Genomic DNA, 22,333 nt, shown 5'->3' on the forward strand with positions numbered 1-22,333 from the left:
CGGTCTATGCCTGATGGTAGATTTTGCTACCTGTCTTTACAAACTCCACCGCTTTTTCTTCCATGCCCTTCTGTAACGCTGCTTCGGCCTCCACCCCTTGCTTGGCGGCGTAATCACGCACATCCTGGGTGATTTTCATCGAGCAAAAATGTGGGCCGCACATGGAGCAGAAATGTGCCACTTTGGCAGAATCCTTCGGCAGGGTTTCATCGTGGTATTCGCGCGCACGGTCAGGGTCGAGGCCGAGGTTGAACTGGTCTTCCCAGCGAAACTCGAAACGCGCCTTGGACATGGCATTGTCGCGGATTTGCGCCCCTGGCCAGCCTTTGGCAAGGTCAGCGCCGTGGGCGGCAATCTTGTAGGTGATGATGCCGACGCGCACGTCTTCCTTGTTGGGCAAGCCCAGATGTTCCTTGGGGGTGACGTAGCACAGCATGGCACAACCGTACCAGCCGATATTGGTAGCGCCAATGCCGGAGGTAATGTGGTCATAACCGGGGGCGATGTCGGTAATCAGCGGGCCAAGGGTGTAGAAGGGGGCTTCAAAACAGTCTTGCAATTCCTTGTCCATGTTTTCCTTGACCATGTGCAAGGGCACGTGGCCGGGGCCTTCAATCATGACCTGTACGTCATGTTCCCACGCAATTTTGGTCAGTTCGCCTAGGGTTTCTAGTTCAGCGAACTGGGCGCGGTCGTTGGCGTCGGCCACGGAGCCGGGGCGTAAACCATCCCCCAGCGAGAAGCTTACGTCGTAAGCCTTCATGATCTCGCAGATGTCTGCAAAGTGGGTGTAGAGGAAATTTTCCTTGTGGTGCGCCAGACACCATTTCGCCATGATGGAGCCGCCACGTGAAACGATGCCGGTTACGCGGTCAGCGGTGAGTGGCACGTAGGCCAGACGCACGCCAGCGTGGATGGTGAAATAGTCCACGCCTTGCTCGGCCTGCTCAATCAGGGTGTCGCGGAAGATTTCCCAGGTCAGGTCTTCAGCCTTGCCGTTGACCTTTTCCAGTGCCTGATAAATCGGAACCGTACCGATGGGCATGGGGGCGTTGCGCAGAATCCACTCGCGGGTTTCGTGGATATTCTTGCCAGTGGAAAGATCCATCAATGTGTCGCCGCCCCAGCGGGCAGACCAGGCCATTTTCTCGACTTCTTCTTCGATGGAGGAGGTGACTGCCGAGTTGCCGATGTTGGTGTTGATTTTGACACGGAAATTGCGCCCGATGATCATGGGTTCCAGTTCCGGGTGGTTGATGTTGGCCGGGATAATGGCGCGGCCAGCGGCAACCTCGGAACGCACGAATTCGGGGGTGATTTCTTCCGGCAGGTTTGCTCCCCAGGCGTGCCCCTGATGCTGGCGCAGCAGTTTGGCGTAGCGCAGGTCGTTGCGCAGTTCCTGCAATTTCAGGTTTTCGCGGATGGCGACGTATTCCATTTCTGGCGTAATGATGCCCTGGCGCGCGTAGTGCATTTGTGAAACGTTTTTACCGGCTTTGGCACGGCGCGGCGCACGCAGGTGGGCGAAGCGCAGGTGGACAAGGCGTGGGTCATCCTGGCGTTCGCGGCCATACTCCGAGGTGGGGCCGTCCAGCTGTTCGGTGTCATGGCGTTCCAGAATCCAGTTCAGGCGTACATCGGGGATGCCTTCCAGCAGGTTGATGCTGACATCCGGGTCGGTGAAGGGGCCGGAGGTGTCATAGACTGGAATGGGGGGGTTCTCTTCCGCGCCGAAACTGGAGGAAGTCGGATGCTGGTCGATTTCACGCATCCCTACGCGGATGTCTGGGCGGGAACCTTGCACGTAGATTTTGCGGGAGTTGGGGAAGGGTTGGGTGACTTCGCTGGATAGTTCAGCCGTTTTTTTCAGGAAGGATTCGGGTATTGCGCTCACTATATATTCTCCATGAAAGACGGGGAATTTCTCCATGCTGGCGCAGGAGCCTCCCTCCACCGGTATGATCCGTATCAGGTTCCAAGGGTATGATCTCAGCCTGCAAACAGGCACCCCCGGCTCGTTAATGCCGCACTGTAACAGATTCATCACCAATCAGGTATAACCCACCGTGCCGGGTTGGAATAGGTGGTTGGGTACAAATTTGATTTTTTTAAATATGTATTTTAGCAGATTCTTATATTATGCTCTGGTTTCCCCTAGCTAATATAGGAGCTTTGCATGAACGATTTGGTAGCACGCACTTATTGTGTCGTGCCGTCGGAAGTGCTTAAGGCGTTATTGTTTGCAGGGGTTGTAGGACTCGTCTTCGTCAGCATCGTAAAGTTGATGGGGGTCGAAGTACCCGCAACCCTGGTTGTTGGATTGGTTGGTTTTTTCTTTGCGGGTGCCATTCTGGTTTCCCACGGCCTTTCCATCCTGCGCAAACCCGGCCTGATCCTGCTGGTGGGCACGGTTTCGATCGTGACCACTGTGCAATTGCAAAATGCCATTTTGAGCATTATCTGAGTATTTGATTACCCTTAACATCACTGCCCCGGTACAGAGCATCTGTGCCGGGGCTTTGCTGTGTCTGTCATGCGGGTTTGTTGCGTAAAACCAAGACATCACAGTTGGCCGATTTAACGATGGAGTCTGCGGTGGAGCCAAGGAAGCCGAGCAGGCCTTTCTTGCCGCTGTGGGCAATCACAATCAGGTCAACCTGTTTTTCCGTGGCGAAATCCAGAATGGCGGTAGGCGTGGAAATGCCTTCTTCGATTGCGCGGTCAACACTGATCGGCAGTTTGTACTGTTCTGTCAATTCGTGCATTTTTTTCTCGGTTGAGGCCAGATGCTGTTCACGAAGCTCTTCACTCAGGATCAGCCCTGATGGTTCACCAAAGGGCTCGGCACCAATGGGTACATCCTGCACGACATGTAACAGGGTCAGGCGGGCATCGTGAGCTTCAGCCAGTTCCAGCGCCCTTTTGATGACGTCGTTGCTTCGGGCTGAGAAATCAATCGGAGCCAGTATATGGCGGTAGTGTTGCATACGACCCTCCTATTTTTGCACCACTATTTGCGTTTCTTTTAGTTTAGGGCAGGGCAGCCCTTGGAAAGTTGAGCTATATCTGTATATTACACGATTGTGGTGTAATGATTCAGGTTCCAGACAGGTTCTGGCAGACAAGGAGAGTGTGTGTTCAAGTGGGTTGTCAACAGTGTTACTGACACGCTGATTGCTTTTATCCTGGCAACAGTGTTGTTGTGGTATGGGGCGGTCAGTTATCCGGAGTTTTTCCCTAAAAGCTTTCATCAATACTGGGGTGTTGCCAAGCCTGAGCCGGTTGCTGCATCCATCCATGAAGTGGCGGTTAGTCAAGTTTCTGCTGCCATGCAGGTGCAACATTGATGTTAATCTGCTAGTGTTGCGGGCGAGCTGATCGGGCAATCGCTGTTCCATGCGTGAGCATGGGGTGGAGGAAAGTCCGGGCTCCATAGGGTAAGACGCCAGGTAACGCCTGGGCGGCGTGAGCCGACGGAAAGTGCCACAGAAATGATACCGCCAACCGGTTCGCCGGAGGTAAGGGTGAAATGGTGCGGTAAGAGCGCACCGCGTCGCTGGTAACAGCCGACGGCACGGTAAACCCCGTCTGGAGCAAAACCAAATAGGGATGCGATGGTGTGACCCGCACTGCATCCGGGTAGGTTGCTAGAGGTGTACGGTGACGTGCATCCCAGATGAATGATTGTCCACGACAGAACCCGGCTTACAGATCAGCTCATTTCTTTTTCATTCTTTTAATTCCCCCGCTTTTTGAAAGCTTTCCCTTCAGGAATTTAAAGTTATTCCTGCGGTTTTATTTTTATCCTATTGAATAATAAGCATATTAATTGTTTATATTTAACCCTGCTTTTGCTTTAAGCCTAAATAGTTGCAATTTAAGGTGATTTCTTCGGGATTTTATTGACAGGGTGGGGATGTCTGCCTATATTTCCTCGTAAGTGGAAAAAAGTGGAAAAAAGTGGGTAAGTTTCCCAGATCGGGTGGAATATAGCAGGCATGTTTCGTGGTATTTCCCATATCTCTATTGATACCAAGGGCAGGCTGGCCATGCCTGCCCGGCATCGTGATGATATTGCGGAAAATGCAGGCGGACAGATTGTCATTACGGTAGACCACACTGATAAGTGCCTGCTGGTTTATCCCATGAATCAGTGGGTAAAGGTGGAGAAAAACCTGATGGAGCTGCCCAACATGGATCGTCGGGTGCGTAATATGCAGCGCCTGATTCTGGGTCACGCCGCTGAATTGGAACTTGACTCACAGGGACGTGTCCTGTTGCCAGCCCCTTTACGCGAATATGCGGGTCTGGAGAAAAAGGCGGTACTTGTTGGTCAGGCCAACAAGCTGGAGCTGTGGGATGCCGATGCCTGGAATGCTGCCCGCGACGAATGGCTGCGGGAGGCGCAGGAGGATGATGAAGCCAGCGAAGTCCTGAGCCAGATTCGCATGTGATGGTGGTGCAATGTGAGTGAACCGGTCTGGAAACATGACACGGTGCTGTTGCAGGAGGCGGTTGAAGCGCTGAATGTGCAGCAAGCCGGTGTTTACGTTGATGGGACGTATGGCCGGGGCGGGCATTCTGCCTTGATCCTGGAAAAATTGGGCGTGGGCGGGCGTTTGGTGGTTATCGACAAGGATCCGGTTGCCGTCAGCCATGCACGCGGGCTGTATCAGCATGACCCGCGGGTGTTTGTCTGGCATGGTTCATTCCGCGATTTTCCACTGGCACTGGCCGAGGCTGGTGTCAATGGAAAAATTCAGGGGTTGTTGCTGGATCTGGGGGTTTCCTCCCCACAACTGGATGATGCGGCGCGTGGCTTCAGTTTTATGCGTGAAGGTCAGCTGGATATGCGGATGGACATGTCCAGTGGTGAAAGCGCCGCCCAATGGCTGGCTCGGGCGGGTGAAACGGAAATTGCCGATGTGCTGTGGCGCTATGGCGAGGAGCGTTTTTCCCGGCAGATAGCGCGTGAAATCGTCCGCGACCGGATGCAGCACAGGCTAGAGACAACCTTGCAGCTGGCCAACTTAATTGCAGGCGTTGTGCGTAAGCGTGAGCCGGGAAAGCACCCTGCTACCCGCAGTTTTCAGGCAATAAGGATAAAAGTAAACCAGGAACTGGATGATGTTGAAGAGTGTTTACACAAATCGGTTGGGTCGCTTGCCCCAGGCGGGCGGCTGGCTGTTATCAGCTTCCATTCCCTGGAAGACCGTATCGTCAAGCACTTCCTGCGTGATGTCTCCACGCCGCCACGTTTGCCCAAGGGGTTGCCTGTAATGCAGGAAACCATCCAGCCACCGATGAAAACCCTAGGTAAATCAGTCCGGCCATCGGCTGTCGAGGTTGAAGCCAATGCGCGCGCCCGCAGCGCCATTATGCGGGTGGGGGAACGCACATGAGCCGGGGTAGCTTGCTGGGTCTATTCTTGTTGTATGCGCTGGTGATCGCCATGGCGCTGACCGTGGTGGCGAACCGCCATCATGCACGCCAGCTGTTTGCTGAATTACAAAAACTGGAAAAGGAACGGGATGAACTGGGTGCTGATTGGAGTCGTTTGAAACTTGAACAAAGCACTTTGCTAAACCAAGTGCACGTGGAAACACGTGCCAAAAATGAATTGAAGATGCAGAAACCTTCTGCTGACAACATCAGGGTCATACGCGAGTGAAACGTAGGCATCTCAAATCACCGGTTTTTCAAGGTAGGCGTCTGTTCCTGATGCTGGCATTGCTAGTGGTGATCGGCATCTTGATGTTGCGGGCAGCATGGCTAGAAATCTTTCAGCAGGAGTGGCTGCAAAAGCAGGCTGACAAGCGCCAGATGAGGGAGGTGACCGTACAGGCTTATCGCGGCATGATCACCGACCGCAATGGTGAGCCGATGGCGGTCAGTTCCCCAGTAACCTCTCTATGGTGCAACCCGCAGGATTTGCTGCAAGCACGTGAGGATTTGCGTCACGATTACGAACTGGCACGGCAGGTGGCGGATGCAACCGCAGGCGATACCAATGCGGAAGAACGGGAAGCGCAAGAGCTTGCCGCTGCCCGTTTTGCACGTCTGGAAGAAGGTTTCCGCCATATCGAACGTGAACTGGAAATGGAAGAGGGCAGCTTGCTGGCCAAGTTGCAACAGACCAGCAACAAACAATTCTTCTACCTTGGCCGCCAGTTGCCGCTGGAGGTGGCTGACGAAATCCTCGATCTGGATTTGCCGGGTGTGGCCGGAACCCGCGAATACCGCCGCTACTACCCCCTGGCGGAAACCGCCGGGCATGTTGTCGGCATGACTAATATTGATGGTGATGGCATCGAAGGCATCGAAAAGGCCCGTAATGAAATCCTGGCGGGTAAGGACGGTAAAACCCGCGTGGTGCGTGACGCCAAAGGCAAGTTGGTGGAAAGCGTCATCAGTGTGGAAGAAATGCAGCCAGGGCAGGATGTGCGACTCAGCCTTGACCGCCGCATCCAGTACCTTGCCTACAAGGAACTCAAGACCCGTGTATACGAACTCAACGCCAAAGCCGGTTCCCTGATTGTGCTGGATGCGCATAGCGGGGAAATCCTGGCGATGGCCAACGTGCCTTCTTTCAACCCCAATAACCGCAAGGAACTGACACCATCCCTCTACCGTAACCGCGCGGTGACGGATAAATCTGAACCCGGCTCCACCCTCAAGCCGCTGACGCTGGCGGCAGCGCTGGAAGCGCGCGTCATTGGGCCGGATGTGCAAATCAATACTTCGCCCGGTTACATCAACTTTGGCAAATACAGGGTCAAGGATCCACGTGATTACGGCCCTGTCAGCCTGCCGACCTTGTTGGCAAAGTCCAGTAACGTCGGTGCAAGCCGGGTCGCATTACTGATGAATGCGCGTGACCAGTGGATGTTCCTGAGCCGCGTAGGCTTTGGCCGGGTTCCGGATGCCGGTTTCTCGGGGGAAACTGCCGGACAGCTCACCAATTACACCCAGTGGGGCAAGGTTGACCGGGCTTCCCATGGTTATGGTTATGGTTTGTCTACCAGCCTGTTGCAACTGACCCATGCGTATGCGCCCTTTGCCGCCAACGGGGTATTCATGCCTGCGACCATTTACAAGTTGGACAAGCCGCTGCTTGGGCAACAGGTGATGGCTCCGGAAACCGCCCGCGCTGTTGTGCGCATGATGGAGGCGGTGGTGCAAAAGGGGGGTACGGGTGAGCAGGCGATGGTGGATGGCTACCGTGTTGCAGGCAAAACCGGTACTGCTTACAAATACATAGACGGCAAATACCGTGATGACCGTTACATGACCAGTTTTATCGGGGTAGCCCCCGCCAGCCGCCCGCGTTTGGTGGTGTCGGTGCAGATAGATGAACCCAAGATTGACGACAGCGGTGGTCGCGCCGCTGCCCCGGTGTTTTCCAGGGTCATGGCGGAAGCCCTGCGGCTGCTGGATGTGCCGCCGGATAATTTGCCCGATACCAGGCAAGCGGAACAGACATTGCAGTCACAACCGCTAACGGCCAATGCAGGAGGTACGACATGACGCCAGCGATGTCGTTACGCACGTTACTGGCCGGTATCGTCGAGTCCGCACCGGATATGAGCGTGAATGGCCTGACCCTAGACAACCGCAACATTCAACCGGGCATGGCGTTTGTCGCCTTGCGCGGAACCCGTCAACACGGCCTTGCATACGCCGAAGCTGCTGCCCGCGTGGGCGCGGTAGCAGTGCTGTATGAGCCGGAAGACGGTTTGCAACAGCCACCCTTGTCGGTCGAGCTGACGCCTGTGCCTTCCTTGCGGGAGCACTTGGGCGTCCTCGCCGACCGTTTTTATTCCAGCCCCAGCGCCGAATTGTTTATGGTCGGCGTGACCGGGACAGACGGGAAAACCTCCGTTAGCCATTTCGTGGCCGAAGCCCTGAACGCAGATGCCCATGATGCTGCGGTTATCGGCACCTTGGGGGTCGGCTTGCCCGGCGCATTGCAACCGGCAACCCATACCACGCCTGACGCGCTGACTGTCCATGGTCTTTTGCGCAAATTACGTACCGCAGGGTTTGCCTCGGTGGCGATGGAAGTTTCTTCCCATGCGCTCGACCAGGGCAGGGTCAACGGCGTGCGTTTTGACGTGGCGGTGCTGACCAACCTGACTCGGGATCACCTCGACTATCATGGCACGGTGCAAGCGTATGCGGATGCCAAACGCAAGCTGTTCCACTGGCCGGATCTGAAAGCCGTGGTACTGAACCTGGATGATGACTTTGGCCGCCAGTTACAGGCAGACATGCAGGATAAACCCTTGCAGGTGATTGGCTACGGCGTTGGTGACCCGACCAGCTATCCTGCCGGTTCTCTGGTGGCGGTTGACCCGCTCTTCGACCATGCTGGTATCAGCGCCACAGTGGTGCTAGGTGAACAGCGGGGAACCCTGCAAGCGCCGGTGCTCGGCAAATTCAACCTGTATAACTTACTGGCAGCTTTGAGTGTCCTGCTGGCAAAAGGAGTACCCTTTACTGATGCCCTGCAACGCCTGCAACAGGTACGGGTTGTACCAGGCCGCATGGAACGGATTGCGGCCAACAGTGATGACGGCAAGCTGGTGGTGGTGGATTACGCCCATACGCCCGGCGCGCTGGAGCAGGTATTGCAGGCCGTGCGCGCCCATACCCGTGGCCGCTTGCTGTGCGTGTTTGGCTGCGGTGGCGACCGCGACAGAGGTAAGCGCCCATTAATGGCTCAAAAAGCAGAATCTGCTGCTGACGTGGTAATCGTAACCGACGATAATCCGCGCTCCGAAGATTCACAGCAAATATTTGAGGACATCATGCAGGGCATTTCCAACAAGTCGGGCGTGACATTTGAGCACGACCGCGCCAAGGCTATCCGCCTCGCTATCCAGCAGGCGCAAGCGGGCGACACCGTGCTGATCGCCGGTAAAGGGCACGAAACCGTACAAATTCTCGCCAATGGCACAGTGCCATTTGACGACCGCATCCAGGCAGCGCAAGCGTTGCAGGAGTGTGCGGCATGACCTGGCTGATGTTATCTGAAGTCGCGCAAATGGCTGGCGGCAAGCTGCTTGGCAATGACGTGGCGGTGGAGCGCATTGAGCGCGACTCCCGTCAGGTTAAGGCAGGCGACCTGTTTCTGGCGTTGAAAGGTGAACGTTTCGACGCGCACGATTTTGTGCCGCAGGTAGCTGGCAAAGCCAGCGCCGCGCTGCTTTCGCAGGCGGTTGATGCCAACATCCCGCAGGTACTGGTGGATGATGTGCGTCTGGCGCTGGGGCGGTTGGCGGCGGCGTGGCGCAAGCGCTTCCATAAACCACTGGTTGGCCTGACCGGCAGCAATGGCAAGACCACTCTGAAAGAAATGCTCACTGCCATCCTTTCCCAGCAAGGCCACACGCTGGCGACGGCTGGCAACCTCAACAACGACATTGGTATGCCGTTGACACTGCTACGTCTGTGCGCGCAGGATGATTTTGCCGTAATCGAAATGGGCGCGAACCATTTCGGTGAAATCGACTACCTGACCCGCATTGCCTGCCCGGATGTGGCAGTGCTCAACAATGCCGGGGCCGCGCACCTGGAGGGTTTCGGTGACATCGCCGGGGTAGCCCGCGCCAAGGGCGAAATCTTCAACGGCCTGGGTGAGCAGGGCGTGGCCATCATCAATGCCGATGACACCTACGCCAGCTACTGGCTGGGGCTAAACCCAACACGCAAGGTGCTGACCTTCGGCATGAACGCGGCAGCAGACATACAAGGCAGCGTTGATGCCAGCAACTGTCTGCAAGTGGTCGCCAACGGCCAGCAGGTAAGCATTAACCTGAAATTGCTGGGCCGTCACAACATGATGAATGCGTTGGCGGCAACGGCGGCAGCATTGGCGCTGGGAATCAAACTGGAAACCATCCGCAGCGGGCTGGAATCGCTGCAACCGGTCAAAGGGCGGCTAAACCCTAAAACCGGCCAGCATGGCGGCATGGTGATTGATGACACCTACAACGCCAACCCTACCTCGACCGCAGCGGCAGTCGAGGTGTTGGCCAGCTTGCAAGGCAGGAAAGTGCTGGTTCTTGGTGACATGGGTGAACTGGGCGAAACCGGCGCGCAACTCCATGCAGCGATTGGCCAGCAGGCGGTGCAAGCCGGTATTGATGCCGTATTCACGCTCGGTGGACTGAGCGCGAATGCCAGCAAGGCTTTTGGCCAGTCAGGGCGTGCCTTCAGCGATCTGGAGGAGCTGTTGCTGGCGTTGAATGATGTATTGCAGCCCGGCACGCATGTGCTGGTGAAAGGTTCCCGCGCCTCCCGCATGGAACGTGTGGTGGATGCGTTGACGGCGATGGCTGTCAAGGAGGCTGCGTAATGCTGGTATGGTTGTTTGAATTTCTGGGTGAATATTACCGTGGTTTCAATGTATTCCAGTACCTGACCTTACGGGCGATTCTGGGTTTGCTGACTGCCCTGTTCATCGCCTTGTGGACGGGGCCGGGCATGATCCGGGCGCTGACCCGCCTGAAAATTGGGCAATATATCCGCGAAGATGGCCCCCAACATCAGATGAAAGCCGGTACGCCAACCATGGGTGGCGTCATGATCATTCTGGCGATTGCCATTTCCACCCTGTTGTGGGCGGATCTGGATAACCACTACGTATGGGTGGTGTTGTTTGTCACCCTGGGATTCGGCCTGGTAGGCGGTCTGGATGATTACATCAAGCTCAAGCAACGCCGCAATCTGGGTCTGACCGCGCGGCAGAAAACGGCTGGCCTGACCGTGATCGGGTTTGCTGCTGCGTTTTACCTGTTTTTTGCCGCCGAGACTGCGACAGAAACTACCTTATTCCTGCCAATATTGAAAGATGCGCACTGGAACATGGGGTGGCTGTTCATCCCCTGGGTGTATCTGGTGGTGGTGGGTTCCAGCAACGCGGTGAACCTGACGGATGGCCTGGATGGGCTGGCGATCATGCCGACCATCATGGTCGCAGGCGGTTTGGCGATTTTTGCCTATGTCAGTGGCCATGCCACCATTTCCCAATATCTCGGGGTTCCGCGCGTGCCGGGCGCAGGGGAAATCGTGGTGTTCTGTGGGGCCATTTTCGGTGCGGGGTTAGGGTTCCTGTGGTTTAACACCTACCCTGCGCAGGTATTCATGGGCGATGTCGGCGCGTTGGCATTGGGTGCGGCATTGGGCATCGTGGCTGTGGTCGTCCGGCAGGAAATCGTACTGGCGATCATGGGCGGCGTATTTGTGCTGGAAACCCTGTCGGTGATCCTGCAAGTCGGCTATTTCAAGGCCACTGGTGGCAAGCGGATTTTCCGCATGGCTCCACTGCACCATCACTATGAGAAAAAGGGCTGGCCTGAGCCACGGGTCATTGTCCGTTTCTGGATTATCACCGTTATTCTGGTGATGATTGGTTTGGCAACGTTGAAGATTCGTTAATGGGAAGCTGAATGGCAACGCATACTGACAACTGGAAAACGCTGATCGTCGGCCTCGGCCAGACGGGGCTTTCGGTTGCGCGCCACCTGCATCGGCAGGGCGTGGCGTTCGCCGTTGTTGACAGCCGCACAAACCCGCCGGGCAAGGATGAATTGCTCAACCAGTTCCCGGCCACGCCTTACCACTTTGGTGAATTTGCTGCCGCAGCGGAACTGTTTGCCCAGGCGCAAACCCTGGTTGTCAGCCCCGGCATCGCCATTGCGACCCCTGAAATCCGTGCTGCGGGCGAACGTGGTGCGGAACTCATTGGCGATATCGAGTTGTTCGTGCGCGCAGCCAAAGCACCCATCGTGGCGATTACCGGTTCCAACGGCAAAAGCAGCGTCACCACGCTGGTCGACCTGATGGCACAAAAAGCCGGGATACAGTCTTACGCAGGCGGTAATCTTGGTTATGCCGCGCTGGATTTGCTGGAACAACCCGTGCCCGGCTTGTACGTGATGGAGCTTTCCAGCTTCCAGTTGGAAACCACACATTCCCTGCAGGCGGTTGCTGCTGTTGTTTTGAATGTCAGTGAAGATCACATGGATCGTTACCCCAGCTTCACAGATTATGCATTAGCCAAGCAAGTTGTGTACCAACACTGCGGATGTGCGGTAGTAAACCGTGATGATTCGGTGGTTATTAATTTGCCGCATGGTGCTACTTATAACAACAGCGTCAGTTTTGGCTTGGATGAGCCTGCCGCAGGCCAATACGGGATCCGTGAGCATGACGGCAAACAGTGGTTGGCCAAAGGCGAAACCCTGCTGCTGGCTGTCGATGCAATGAAACTGCCCGGCGCGCACAACCACGCCAATGCACTGGCATCACTGGCGTTGGGTGAGGCAGCCGGTATCCCGCTGGCAGGAATGTTGGCTGCCCTGTGCGAATTCACTGGCTTGCCACACCGTACCCAGTGGGTGCGCGAGCGCAATGGTGTGAACTGGTACAACGACTCCAAGGGAACCAATGTCGGCGCGACGCTGGCGGCACTGGCCGGCCTGCCCAATAAAACCGTGTTGATTGCAGGCGGGCAGGGCAAGGGGGCGGATTTTTCCCCGCTACGCCCTGTGGCTGCCGACAAGGCCCGCGCGTTGATCCTGATTGGTGAAGACCGCCAGAAAATTGCCGATGTGGTGGAAGGTTATGCTACCTATGTATTCGCCAGCAATATGGATGAGGCCGTGATGATAGCAGCCGAGCTGGCGCAACCGGGTGACAATGTGTTGCTTTCGCCCGCCTGCGCCAGCTTCGATATGTTTAAAGGTTACACGCACCGTGGCGATGTGTTTAGCGAAGCCGTCAGGAGGTTGCCATGATTACCCTGCCGTCCATGCAAGCTGAAATGCCCGCTTCCAGCCCGTGGGGGCCGTACATCGACCGTGACCTACTGGTCGCGCTGCTGGCGCTTATCGGTATTGGCATCGTCATGCTGGCTTCGGCTTCCATGTGGGTGGCGGAAAAGCAGTACGAAGACCCTTATTTCTATTTGCAGCGCCAATCCATTTATTTGCTGCTGGGACTGGTGGTGGCTGTGGTCATGTACCAGATTCGGGTGGATTTCTGGCAGCAACTGGGTGTGCGCCTGCTGCCGATTGTGCTGGCCTTGCTGGTGTTGGTACTGATTCCGGGTATTGGCAAGGAAGTGAATGGTAGCCGCCGTTGGCTGAGCTTTGGTTTCATGTCCGTACAGGTGTCTGAAATGGCCAAGTTGATCATGTTGATGTACCTCTCGGGCTACCTGATCCGGCATGGCAAGAATCTGGCGGATTCGCCGTCCTATCAACCTTTGCTGATCCCGCTGGTTGTGTTGGGCATAACCGGTGGGTTGCTGTTGTTGGAACCGGATTTCGGTTCCACTATCGTCATTTTCGTGACCGGTCTGGCTTTGTTGTTCTTGGGTGGGGTTTCCCTGAAACGGCTGGCCATTTTGCTGGGTGGTGCGTTACTGGTGATGATACCGGTTTCCATGATGGGTTATCGCAGCGCACGTTGGGATGCGTTGATGAATCCCTGGGCGCATGAGGCTGACAAAGGCTACCAAACCGTCCACGCCCTGATGGCGATTGGTGATGGCGGCTGGTTTGGCAATGGCCTGGGTGGAGGCATCCAGAAGCTGTTTTACCTGCCTGAAGCCCACAACGATTTCATTTTCTCGATCCTGGCGGAAGAGTTCGGCTTCATTGGTATGTTGCTGGTGCTGGCGCTTTATGGCTGGCTGGTGGTGCGTGCGTTCGTGATTGGTTTTCAGGCAGACAAGGTGGGCAAACATTTTGGCGCTTATGTCGCGTATGGCATCGGTTTCTGGATGGGGTTCCAGGTGATCTTGCACATCGGCGTTAATCTGGCGGTGTTGCCGCCCAAGGGTCTGACCCTGCCACTGATGAGCTACGGCGGCAGTAGCCTGATGGTAACGCTGGCGGCTATGGCGTTGTTGATGCGGGTGTACCGTGAAACCCAGTTCGCCTTGTTGGGGCTGCCCGAGCGCCATGCAGTGGGCGTGCAGACATCCCGCCCCCGTCCGGTGAGGAGGAGGGCTGCCCGTGGCTAAGCAGGCACAACGTCCTATCATGATCACGGCAGGCGGCACTGGCGGGCATGTTTACCCCGGTTTGGCTGTTGCCCGCGCCCTGATTGCGCAAGGCATCCCGGTGGTATGGATGGGTACGCGCAAGGGGCTGGAAGCACGCGTTATCCCCGCAGCCGGTATCGAAATGGCGTGGTTGGATGTAAGTGGCCTGCGCGGCAAGGGTTGGCAAACCATCGTCATGGCACCAGTCAACCTGATCCGCGCGCTGGTGCAATCCGTTGGTATCATGCTGCGCCACCAACCGGCGGCGGTGTTGGGTATGGGCGGTTTCGTCGCAGGCCCTGGCGGGCTGGTGGCGGCGCTAATGGGCAAGCCGGTGGTGATCCATGAACAGAACGCGGTTGCTGGTTTGACCAACAAGCTGTTGTCGAAAGTCAGCCGCCGGGTACTGGAAGGTTTTCCCAATACCTTCGTCAGCAGTAGCAAGGTGATGGCGACTGGCAATCCGGTACGGCAGGATATTGCCAGCCTGCCTGCGCCAGAAGAACGACTGGCGGCGAGCACGGATGAGCCGGTACATGTGCTGGTGGTTGGTGGTAGTCTGGGCGCGCAGGCGCTCAACCAGATGGTTCCGCAAGCACTGGCGCAACTGGATGCTTCTATCCGCCCGCTGGTGCGGCATCAGGCCGGGGTGAAAAACATTGATGACGCCCGCAATCAGTACGTCGCTGTGGGTGTTGATGCCGAGGTCTCGCCCTTTATTGAAAACATGGCGGAGGCTTACGCCTGGGCGGATCTGGTGATCTGCCGTTCCGGCGCGTTGACTATTGCTGAACTGGCGGCGGCAGGCGTGGCGGCTTTATTGGTGCCGTTCCCTTACGCCGTGGATGACCACCAAACCGCCAATGGCAAATATCTGGCTGACAATGGCGCGGCCCTACTGATCCAGCAGCGCGACCTGACACCGGAAAAACTGGCGGGTGTACTGAACGGATTGTGTTCTGACCGGGTGAAGCTGCGGCAGATGAGCATGGCTTCGCGTGCACTGGCGAAACCGCAGGCTACCGCACAAGTGGCCGCTATTTGCGCCGCTTATGCCGGTTATGCATTCGACAACAATAAATCAGGAAAACAATAGATGAAAATCGGAAATGACCAACTCGCCCGCAAACGCATCAACCGGCTGCATTTCATCGGCATCGGTGGCGCGGGCATGGGCGGAATCGCCGAGGTGGTCGCCAACCTGGGTTACAACGTATCTGGTTCGGACGTGGCGGAAGGCGCAATGACACGCCGCCTGCAATCGCTGGGTGTGACGGTTTACAAAGGTCACAAAGCCGAACAGGCGGAAGGCGCTGACGTGATCGTGGTTTCCACTGCGATTGACAACAGCAACCCGGAAATTATCGCCGCGCGCGAGCAACGCATCCCGATTGTACGCCGCGCTGAAATGCTGGCTGAACTGATGCGTTTCCGTCAGGGCATTGCGGTTGCCGGTACACATGGCAAGACCACCACCACCAGCCTGACCACCAGCCTGTTGGTTGAAGGCGGGATGGATCCGACCTACGTCATCGGTGGCAAGCTGAACAGTTCCGCCAGCAATTCCAAGCTCGGTACTGGCGAATATCTGGTGGCGGAGGCGGATGAAAGCGATGCGTCGTTCCTCTACCTGCAACCCATGATTGCGGTCGTGACCAATATCGACGAAGACCACATGTCCACTTACGGTGGTGACTTCGCCAAACTGAAGCAGACGTTCATCGAATTCCTGCATCACCTGCCGTTCTACGGTCTGGCGGTGTTGTGCGTGGATGATGAGTACGTGCGCGAAATCATGCCGGAAGTCAGCCGCCCCACCGTGACTTACGGCATTGATCAGGAAGCCGACGTGCAAGCGAGTAATGTCCGTTACGACGGTACGCAAAGTCATTTCACGGTGCATTGCGTGAAAGGTGACCGTACATTGGATATTACCCTCAACCTGCCGGGCCGCCACAATGTGCTGAATGCGCTGGCCGCTATTGCGATTGCGACTGAGCTGGATGTGCCGGATCAGGCCATCATCGACGGGCTGCACAAGTTTGACGGGGTTGGCCGCCGCTTCCAGCAATACGGCGACATTACGTTTGCGGTCGGCAGGAAAGCCACGCTGGTGGATGACTACGGCCACCATCCGCGCGAAATGAAGGCCACGCTGGATGCTGTGCGTAACGCCTGGCCGACCCGCCGTCTGGTGCAGGTTTTTCAGCCGCACCGCTATACCCGCACCCGTGACCTGTTCGAGGATTTCGCGCAAGTGCTGTCGGAAACCGATGTGCTGGTGCTGATGGATGTGTACCCCGCCAGCGAACAGCCGATTCCGGGCGCTGACGGGCGTGCCTTGGCGCGCGCCATCCGCATCCGTGGCAAGGTTGACCCGATTTTCGTCACGGATGTGGAAGACGTGCCGGGCGTGCTGAAACACATCCTGCAAGACGGCGATATCATCCTGACCCAAGGGGCGGGTAGCGTCGGTGGCTTGGCCGCCAGCTTGCCGGAAAAACTGACAGTGAAACCGGAGGCTGATGCATGAGCCAGAGCATGAAAGACAAGTTCGGCAAAGTGGCAGTCCTATACGGTGGCTGGGCAGCCGAACGCCCGGTTTCCCTGAAAAGTGGCGCAGCCGTGCTCAAAGGCTTGCAGGAAAGCGGCGTCAATGCCCACGGCATCGACGTTGACCGCAACATCCTCAACACATTGCAGGCTGGCAAGTTTGACCGCGTGTTCAACATTTTGCATGGTGCAGGTGGCGAAGATGGCGTGTTGCAAGGCGCGCTGGAAATCCTCGGCCTGCCTTATACCGGTTGCGGAGTCATGGCTTCCGCCATCAGCATGGACAAGCTGATGACCAAACGGGTTTGGGCGGGCGCAGGTTTGCCAACACCCGCTTACTGTGTGCTGACTGCCGATACCGATGTTGCTGCGGTGGTGGCAGAGCTGGGTTTGCCGCTGATGGTGAAACCGGCCACCGAAGGTTCCAGCATTGGCATGAGCAAGGTGAAAGCCGCTGAGGATCTGGCAGGCGCTTACCAGAAAGCTGCCGGATGCAGTGCCGTGGTGATCGCCGAGCAATGGATCACGGGCACGGAATATACCGCCGGGATGGTAGCAGGCCAGTCGCTGCCGTTGATCCGCCTGGAAGTGCCGGGCGAGTTTTACGACTACGAAGCCAAATACGTTTCTGGCGATACCCGCTACCATTGCCCGTGTGGGCTGGATGCGGCGGAAGAACAGGCCATGCAACAACTGGCCCGGCAGGCATTTGATGCCGTGGGCGGGCGCGGCTGGGGTCGGGTAGACCTGATGCGTGACGGCAATGGCAAGGCATGGTTGATCGAGGTCAACACCAACCCTGGCATGACAGACCATAGTCTGGTTCCCATGGGTGCGCGCGCCGTGGGCATGGATTTTAACGCGTTGGTAGTGCGTATTCTGGAGACAACGCTGTAATGGCAAAACCACGTCGGCAAACCGTCAAGCGTCCCCGCCCAGGTTTCCAACTGACGCAGATTCCACCGCGTCTGTTGAAACTGTTCAGCGTGCTGGCGTTGGTGCTGGTATTGCTGGGTGGTGTATTGGGCGCGCGTGCGCTGCTGAATAATCCAGAAAACCTGTCCATTAGTCGGGTTGATGTTCAAGGCGATATGAAATTTATCAAAGATACTGAATTACAGGAAGTTATTGAAAAATATACTCAGACCAATCTGTATCTTTTGGACACCGAGGCTTTGGAAGCCGATTTGGAAACCCTGCCATGGGTACGCTCTGTCACTTTGCGGAAAGCATGGCCCGACCAGTTGATCATTATGGTTGAAGAGCAGCATCCCGTCGCCTTCTGGGGGAAGGAACGTTTGATGAACCAGTATGGTGAACTGTTTGCTGCGGAATTGCCATCCATGCGGGGTATTTTCCCGACACTTTACAGCCCTGAGGACATAGGCCGTGAGATGGGCGAACGTTACATTCAGGTCAAGGGGTGGTTAAGGGATTTGCCAGTGGAAATTTCGGAACTGACCGAGGACGAAGGCGGTTCCTGGCGGTTAAAAATCAAGAATGGGCCGGAAGTCTTGATCGGCAGTGAAGACCAGGAGCGCCGGGTGGCAAGGTTCAAAGTGGGTTTTCAGCGCGAATTGACCAGAAAGCTGGATAATGTGCGCCGGGTAGACTTGCGTTATACCAACGGTTTTGCAGTGGAATGGAAGCAATCCCCAGTAGGCTCAAGGGATTCAACGGGCGGAGTCGCAGGAGTGAATGATGTCAAAGAAAGAGCATAACGTGATTGTAGCGTTGGATCTGGGAACCTCAAAGGTGGTTGCTATGGTCGGCGAGATCAATGACGCCGGGGGACTGGAAATTATCGGTATCGGTTCATACCCATCGCGTGGGATGAAAAAAGGCGTGGTGGTCAATATCGAATCCACCATTCAGTCCATCCAGAGGGCGGTGGAAGAAGCCGAACTGATGGCGGGCGTACAAATCCGCTCGGTTTACGTTGGTATTGCGGGCAGCCATGTACGCAGCCTCAATTCCCATGGCATTGTGGCAATCAAGGACAAGGAAGTGACCGCCAGCGATGTCGAGCGAGTAATGGATGCTGCGCGCGCAGTGGCGATCCCTGCCGACCAGCGCATCCTGCATGTGTTGCCGCAGGAATATGTGATCGACCAGCAGGAAGGCATCCGCGAGCCGGTGGGCATGTCAGGCGTGCGCCTGGAGGCGCGGGTGCATCTGGTGACGGCAGCGCATAGCGCGGCGCAAAACCTGGTCAAGTGCGTGGAGCGCTGCGGCTTGCATGTCGAGGACATTATCCTCGAACAGGTTGCCTCCAGCTACGCGGTGCTGTCGGAAGATGAAAAGGAACTCGGCGTCTGCCTGGTCGACCTGGGTGGCGGTACCAGCGATATTGCGGTGTTCATGAATGGTTCGATCCATCACACGGCGGTTATCCCCATCGCGGGCGATCAGGTGACTAATGACATTGCCGTAGCGGTCAGGACGCCAACCCAGCACGCCGAAGAAATCAAGATCAAGTATGGCCGGGCGCTGCGTATGCTTGTCGATGAAGACGAGCTGATCGAGGTGCCGGGCGTCGGGGAGAGGGAACCACGCAGCCTGTCGGTGCAGACCCTCGCGTCGGTGATCGAACCCCGCTATGAAGAACTGTTTTCACTCGTCCTTCAGGAACTGCGCCGCAGCGGTTATGAGGAACGGATTGGTGCAGGTATCGTGCTGACTGGCGGCTCATCCAAAATGAGGGGTGTGCGCGAGTTGGCTGAGGAGGTGTTCCACATGCCGGTACGTATCGGTATGCCGAGGAACATCGGTGGCCTGCGCGGTGAAGTCGAAAACCCTATCCATTCCACTGGGGTAGGGTTACTGCTGTACGGGATGGCGCAGCAGGCTTATGGGTTCAAACGCGGATATTCTTCCACCCCCAGCGTCATGTCAGCGGAAGATAGTTGGTGGGAGCGTTTGAAAAACTGGTTCAACGGAAGTTTTTAACAGTCGGAGAGTACGGGCATGTTTGAATTAATGGATAGTGCAGCCAAAGGTGCTGTAATCAAGGTGATCGGTGTCGGTGGTGGTGGTGGCAATGCCGTCAAGCACATGGCGACATCCGGTATTGAAGGCGTTGACTATATCTGCGCCAATACGGACGCCCAGGCCCTGCAAGGCATGGGTATCAAAAGCATTTTGCAGTTGGGTGCATCCCTGACCAAGGGTTTGGGTGCAGGCGCGAAACCTGACATCGGGCGCGAAGCCGCCCTGGAAGATCGTGACCGCATCCGTGAACTGATCAGCGGCACAGACATGCTGTTCATCACGGCGGGTATGGGTGGCGGCACTGGCACAGGTGCAGCCCCGGTCATTGCGGAAATCGCCCGTGATATGGGCATCCTGACCGTAGCGGTCGTGACCCGCCCCTTCATGCTGGAGGGGATGCGCCGCAAACAATCGGCTGATTACGGCATTACCGAACTGGCCAAGTATGTTGATTCCCTGATCACCATTCCCAACCAGAAACTGCTGACCTCACTGGGTAAGAATGTTTCCATGCAGTCAGCATTTGCGGCGGCCAACGATGTTCTGCTGAATGCAGTGCAGGGCATTTCAGAACTGATCACCAGCCCTGGCCTGATCAACGTGGACTTTGCCGACGTGAAAGCCGTCATGTCCGGTGGTGGTGTCACCATGATGGGGACTGGCGAGTCGCAGGGTGAAGACCGTGCTTCCAAAGCCGCTAACATGGCCATTTCCAGCCCGCTGCTGGAAGACATCCGTCTGGATGGCTCGCTGGGTATCTTGGTCAGCATTAGTGGTGGCATGGATATGACCATGCACGAGTTCGAGGAAGTTGGTGCTGTGATCAGCCAGTTTGCTGCCGATGAAGCCAATGTCATCATCGGTACGACCATGGATGAAACCCTGGGTGACAGGATCCGGGTGACTATCGTCGCTACCGGCCTGGAAGAAACCGGAGTAACCGTTGCGGCTGCAAAGCCATCATTGTCCGTTGTGGGGCAGCAGCAGGCTCGTGCTAAGCAAGTGAGCGTCGATGAGCAGCGCAGCCGTCGTGTGCGTGATTTGCCACCGGTTGAGCTGGCGCGGGATGTCCCGGGTGTGAAGAGTTTTGGCCGGGATACCGCTGCATACGGTACCCGTGGTACCGAAAGTAGCCTGGATATTCCGGCATTCCTGCGTAAGCAAGCTGACTGAAGCCAGCCGATTGTTGTGTTAATGACCGATATGCCCGTTATGGCATTGGGGTGTGTTCCCCAATGCCATTTTGGCGCTGTAATGTAATTTTTTGGAAAATGTTGAAACTTGTTCAGTCTACAACAGCTCAAATTGACTAGAATTTACTTATTCTAAAAAATAACGCGCCAACAACGAAAGGGAGCTTACCTTGTTAAGGCAACGGACATTAAAAGGGACGGTATCAACGGTTGGTATCGGCCTGCACTCCGGGAAAAAGGTCTCCATGACCTTGCGCCCTGCGCCTTCCAACACTGGCATTGTTTTCCGCCGTGTCGATATGGAACCGCCTTTGCTGCTGGATCTGCACCCTGAACGGGTGGGCGAAACCATGTTGTGTACCGCCCTGATCGACAAAGAGGCAAAAGTGGCGACGATTGAGCACCTGCTGTCCGCCTTAGCGGGGCTGGGGATTGATAACCTCTATGTCGACCTTGACGCTGCTGAAATTCCCATCATGGATGGCAGCGCCGCGCCTTTCCTCTACCTGCTGCTGTCTACTGGTATCGAGGAACTCAAAGCCCCCAAACGTTTCATCCGTATCAAGAAAACCATTGAGGCCGGTAAGGGCGATGGTTGGGCCAAACTGATGCCCTTTGATGGATTCAAGGCCAGTTTCGAGATTGAATTCAACCATCCAGCTGTCAGTGCCACCGCACAATCACTGGAAATCGACTTTTCCCGTCAGGCTTACGCCAGCGAGATTGCGCGCGCGCGTACTTTCGGGTTCATGCGTGACGTGGAAATGCTGCGTTCCCGCAACCTGATCCTGGGTGGGGCATTGGAGAATGCGATTGTGCTGGATGAGTTCCGGGTGTTGAACCAGGACGGTTTGCGCTATGCGGATGAGTTCATCCGTCACAAGATTCTGGATGCCATTGGCGACCTGTATACGCTGGGGCATGGCATTATTGGTGCTTACCACGGTTACAAATCCGGCCATGCCATCAATAACCTGCTGGCCCGTGCTTTGTTGCAACAACAGGATGCTTGGGAAATGGTCAGTCTGGATGAGCGGCAGAAAGGTCAGGTCATTTTCGTCGACAATTATGTTTTTGCTGGCATCTAGGCCAAGGGGCGGCTGGCTGTTGCCGCCAGCCGCTTGAGTGCATCCTGAAGTTCTTTATCATTAATGCCTTGGGCGATACTTTGCAAAGTGTTTGCAGTAGCGTCTGAAAGCCTGTAATCGCCTGTTTTTTGCTCATAGCTTGCAAGAGGCAAGCCGATCACCTTAATATCAACGCTGCGAATGTTAGTGTTTAAGCATGTGCTTAAATATTTACGTAACAGGTGCTGCTGGAAGCGGGCTTGTGTCGCCAAGTGAGGGTCATCGGTCAGTAGTGTCACGCGCTGGTTTTTTAATAAAGGCCAGAAGCGGTTTTCAACAGGAATAGAAAAAAAGTGAGCAATTATTTCAGTCAGTTCATCCAGTTGATGGAGTTTTGCGTTAATGCCTTCGTCAAGCAACTGATTAATTTTTTTCATAATCCGACTCCTCCCCCCCAGGCCGCTACTCCTGCT

At 56.1% G+C, this 22,333-nt stretch carries 21 protein-coding genes, 1 other RNA gene and 1 riboswitch; of the genes, 19 read left to right on the plus strand and 3 right to left on the minus strand.

What is annotated here, in order from left to right; genetic code table 11:
* Positions 1-4: 4 nt before the first annotated feature.
* Positions 5-1,894, minus strand: a complete 1,890-nt coding sequence (gene thiC, locus THINI_RS17060) for a phosphomethylpyrimidine synthase ThiC (RefSeq protein WP_002709790.1) — start codon at positions 1,892-1,894, stop codon at positions 5-7.
* Between the two features lie 34 nt (positions 1,895-1,928).
* A riboswitch (TPP riboswitch) is annotated at positions 1,929-2,022 on the minus strand.
* Positions 2,023-2,176: 154 nt separating this feature from the next.
* Between thiC and THINI_RS17065 the strand changes: the two genes are divergently transcribed.
* A complete protein-coding gene (locus tag THINI_RS17065; RefSeq protein WP_002709791.1) occupies positions 2,177-2,464 on the plus strand; it encodes a hypothetical protein in 288 nt (95 codons plus the stop codon).
* Between the two features lie 67 nt (positions 2,465-2,531).
* Here THINI_RS17065 and THINI_RS17070 read toward each other — a convergent pair whose 3' ends face one another.
* Complete coding sequence (locus THINI_RS17070; protein ID WP_002709792.1) at positions 2,532-2,987, minus strand: universal stress protein; 456 nt, start codon at positions 2,985-2,987, stop codon at positions 2,532-2,534.
* A 147-nt stretch (positions 2,988-3,134) separates the two neighbouring features.
* On the opposite strand from THINI_RS17070, the gene THINI_RS17075 reads away from it, so the two are divergent.
* From THINI_RS17075 to lpxC, 18 genes are all read left to right on the plus strand, one after another.
* Complete coding sequence (locus THINI_RS17075; RefSeq protein WP_002709793.1) at positions 3,135-3,347, plus strand: hypothetical protein; 213 nt, start codon at positions 3,135-3,137, stop codon at positions 3,345-3,347.
* A gap of 23 nt (positions 3,348-3,370) precedes the next feature.
* Positions 3,371-3,724: RNase P RNA component class A (gene rnpB / locus THINI_RS23925), an RNA gene on the plus strand.
* Between the two features lie 274 nt (positions 3,725-3,998).
* Positions 3,999-4,454 carry a division/cell wall cluster transcriptional repressor MraZ gene (mraZ, locus tag THINI_RS17080; RefSeq protein ID WP_002709794.1) on the plus strand — a complete coding sequence of 152 codons (456 nt, stop codon included), beginning with the start codon at positions 3,999-4,001 and terminating at the stop codon, positions 4,452-4,454.
* A gap of 12 nt (positions 4,455-4,466) precedes the next feature.
* On the plus strand, positions 4,467-5,402 hold the full coding sequence (gene rsmH, locus THINI_RS17085) for a 16S rRNA (cytosine(1402)-N(4))-methyltransferase RsmH (protein WP_002709795.1): 936 nt from the start codon (positions 4,467-4,469) through the stop codon (positions 5,400-5,402).
* Positions 5,399-5,671 (plus strand): cell division protein FtsL, encoded by a 273-nt coding sequence (gene ftsL, locus THINI_RS17090; RefSeq protein ID WP_002709796.1) that lies wholly within the window; start codon positions 5,399-5,401, stop codon positions 5,669-5,671. Before rsmH ends, ftsL begins: the two co-directional genes overlap by 4 nt.
* A gap of 50 nt (positions 5,672-5,721) precedes the next feature.
* On the plus strand, positions 5,722-7,527 hold the full coding sequence (locus THINI_RS17095) for a peptidoglycan D,D-transpeptidase FtsI family protein (protein WP_002709797.1): 1,806 nt from the start codon (positions 5,722-5,724) through the stop codon (positions 7,525-7,527).
* Positions 7,524-9,017 (plus strand): UDP-N-acetylmuramoyl-L-alanyl-D-glutamate--2,6-diaminopimelate ligase, encoded by a 1,494-nt coding sequence (locus THINI_RS17100; protein ID WP_002709798.1) that lies wholly within the window; start codon positions 7,524-7,526, stop codon positions 9,015-9,017. Before THINI_RS17095 ends, THINI_RS17100 begins: the two co-directional genes overlap by 4 nt.
* Positions 9,014-10,360, plus strand: coding sequence for a UDP-N-acetylmuramoyl-tripeptide--D-alanyl-D-alanine ligase (locus THINI_RS17105; protein WP_002709799.1), 1,347 nt, complete (start codon positions 9,014-9,016; stop codon positions 10,358-10,360). The genes THINI_RS17100 and THINI_RS17105 overlap by 4 nt, the downstream gene beginning before the upstream one ends.
* Positions 10,360-11,442 carry a phospho-N-acetylmuramoyl-pentapeptide-transferase gene (gene mraY, locus THINI_RS17110; protein ID WP_002709800.1) on the plus strand — a complete coding sequence of 361 codons (1,083 nt, stop codon included), beginning with the start codon at positions 10,360-10,362 and terminating at the stop codon, positions 11,440-11,442. Before THINI_RS17105 ends, mraY begins: the two co-directional genes overlap by 1 nt.
* A gap of 11 nt (positions 11,443-11,453) precedes the next feature.
* Positions 11,454-12,803, plus strand: coding sequence for a UDP-N-acetylmuramoyl-L-alanine--D-glutamate ligase (gene murD, locus THINI_RS17115; protein ID WP_002709801.1), 1,350 nt, complete (start codon positions 11,454-11,456; stop codon positions 12,801-12,803).
* The gene (gene ftsW, locus THINI_RS17120; protein ID WP_002709802.1) at positions 12,800-14,035 is read left to right on the plus strand and encodes a putative lipid II flippase FtsW; all 1,236 of its coding nucleotides are present in this window, start codon (positions 12,800-12,802) and stop codon (positions 14,033-14,035) included. Before murD ends, ftsW begins: the two co-directional genes overlap by 4 nt.
* Entirely contained in the window at positions 14,028-15,152 is a 1,125-nt protein-coding gene (gene murG / locus THINI_RS17125; protein WP_002709803.1) for an undecaprenyldiphospho-muramoylpentapeptide beta-N-acetylglucosaminyltransferase, read from the plus strand. The genes ftsW and murG overlap by 8 nt, the downstream gene beginning before the upstream one ends.
* A complete protein-coding gene (murC, locus tag THINI_RS17130; protein ID WP_002709804.1) occupies positions 15,153-16,589 on the plus strand; it encodes a UDP-N-acetylmuramate--L-alanine ligase in 1,437 nt (478 codons plus the stop codon). It abuts the gene before it with no gap.
* Complete coding sequence (locus tag THINI_RS17135) at positions 16,586-17,506, plus strand: D-alanine--D-alanine ligase (protein ID WP_002709805.1); 921 nt, start codon at positions 16,586-16,588, stop codon at positions 17,504-17,506. The genes murC and THINI_RS17135 overlap by 4 nt, the downstream gene beginning before the upstream one ends.
* Before the next feature lie 74 nt (positions 17,507-17,580).
* A complete protein-coding gene (locus THINI_RS17140) occupies positions 17,581-18,330 on the plus strand; it encodes a cell division protein FtsQ/DivIB (RefSeq protein ID WP_169314641.1) in 750 nt (249 codons plus the stop codon).
* Positions 18,311-19,558, plus strand: coding sequence for a cell division protein FtsA (gene ftsA, locus THINI_RS17145; RefSeq protein WP_002709807.1), 1,248 nt, complete (start codon positions 18,311-18,313; stop codon positions 19,556-19,558). The genes THINI_RS17140 and ftsA overlap by 20 nt, the downstream gene beginning before the upstream one ends.
* Before the next feature lie 18 nt (positions 19,559-19,576).
* Entirely contained in the window at positions 19,577-20,773 is a 1,197-nt protein-coding gene (ftsZ, locus tag THINI_RS17150) for a cell division protein FtsZ (protein WP_002709808.1), read from the plus strand.
* Positions 20,774-20,963: 190 nt separating this feature from the next.
* On the plus strand, positions 20,964-21,881 hold the full coding sequence (gene lpxC, locus THINI_RS17155) for a UDP-3-O-acyl-N-acetylglucosamine deacetylase (protein WP_002709809.1): 918 nt from the start codon (positions 20,964-20,966) through the stop codon (positions 21,879-21,881).
* Here lpxC and THINI_RS17160 read toward each other — a convergent pair.
* Entirely contained in the window at positions 21,878-22,297 is a 420-nt protein-coding gene (locus THINI_RS17160) for a hypothetical protein (protein WP_002709810.1), read from the minus strand. The genes lpxC and THINI_RS17160 overlap by 4 nt on opposite strands.
* Positions 22,298-22,333: the final 36 nt, after the last annotated feature.

Source organism: Thiothrix nivea DSM 5205 (genome assembly GCF_000260135.1).
Classification (GTDB): domain Bacteria; phylum Pseudomonadota; class Gammaproteobacteria; order Thiotrichales; family Thiotrichaceae; genus Thiothrix; species Thiothrix nivea.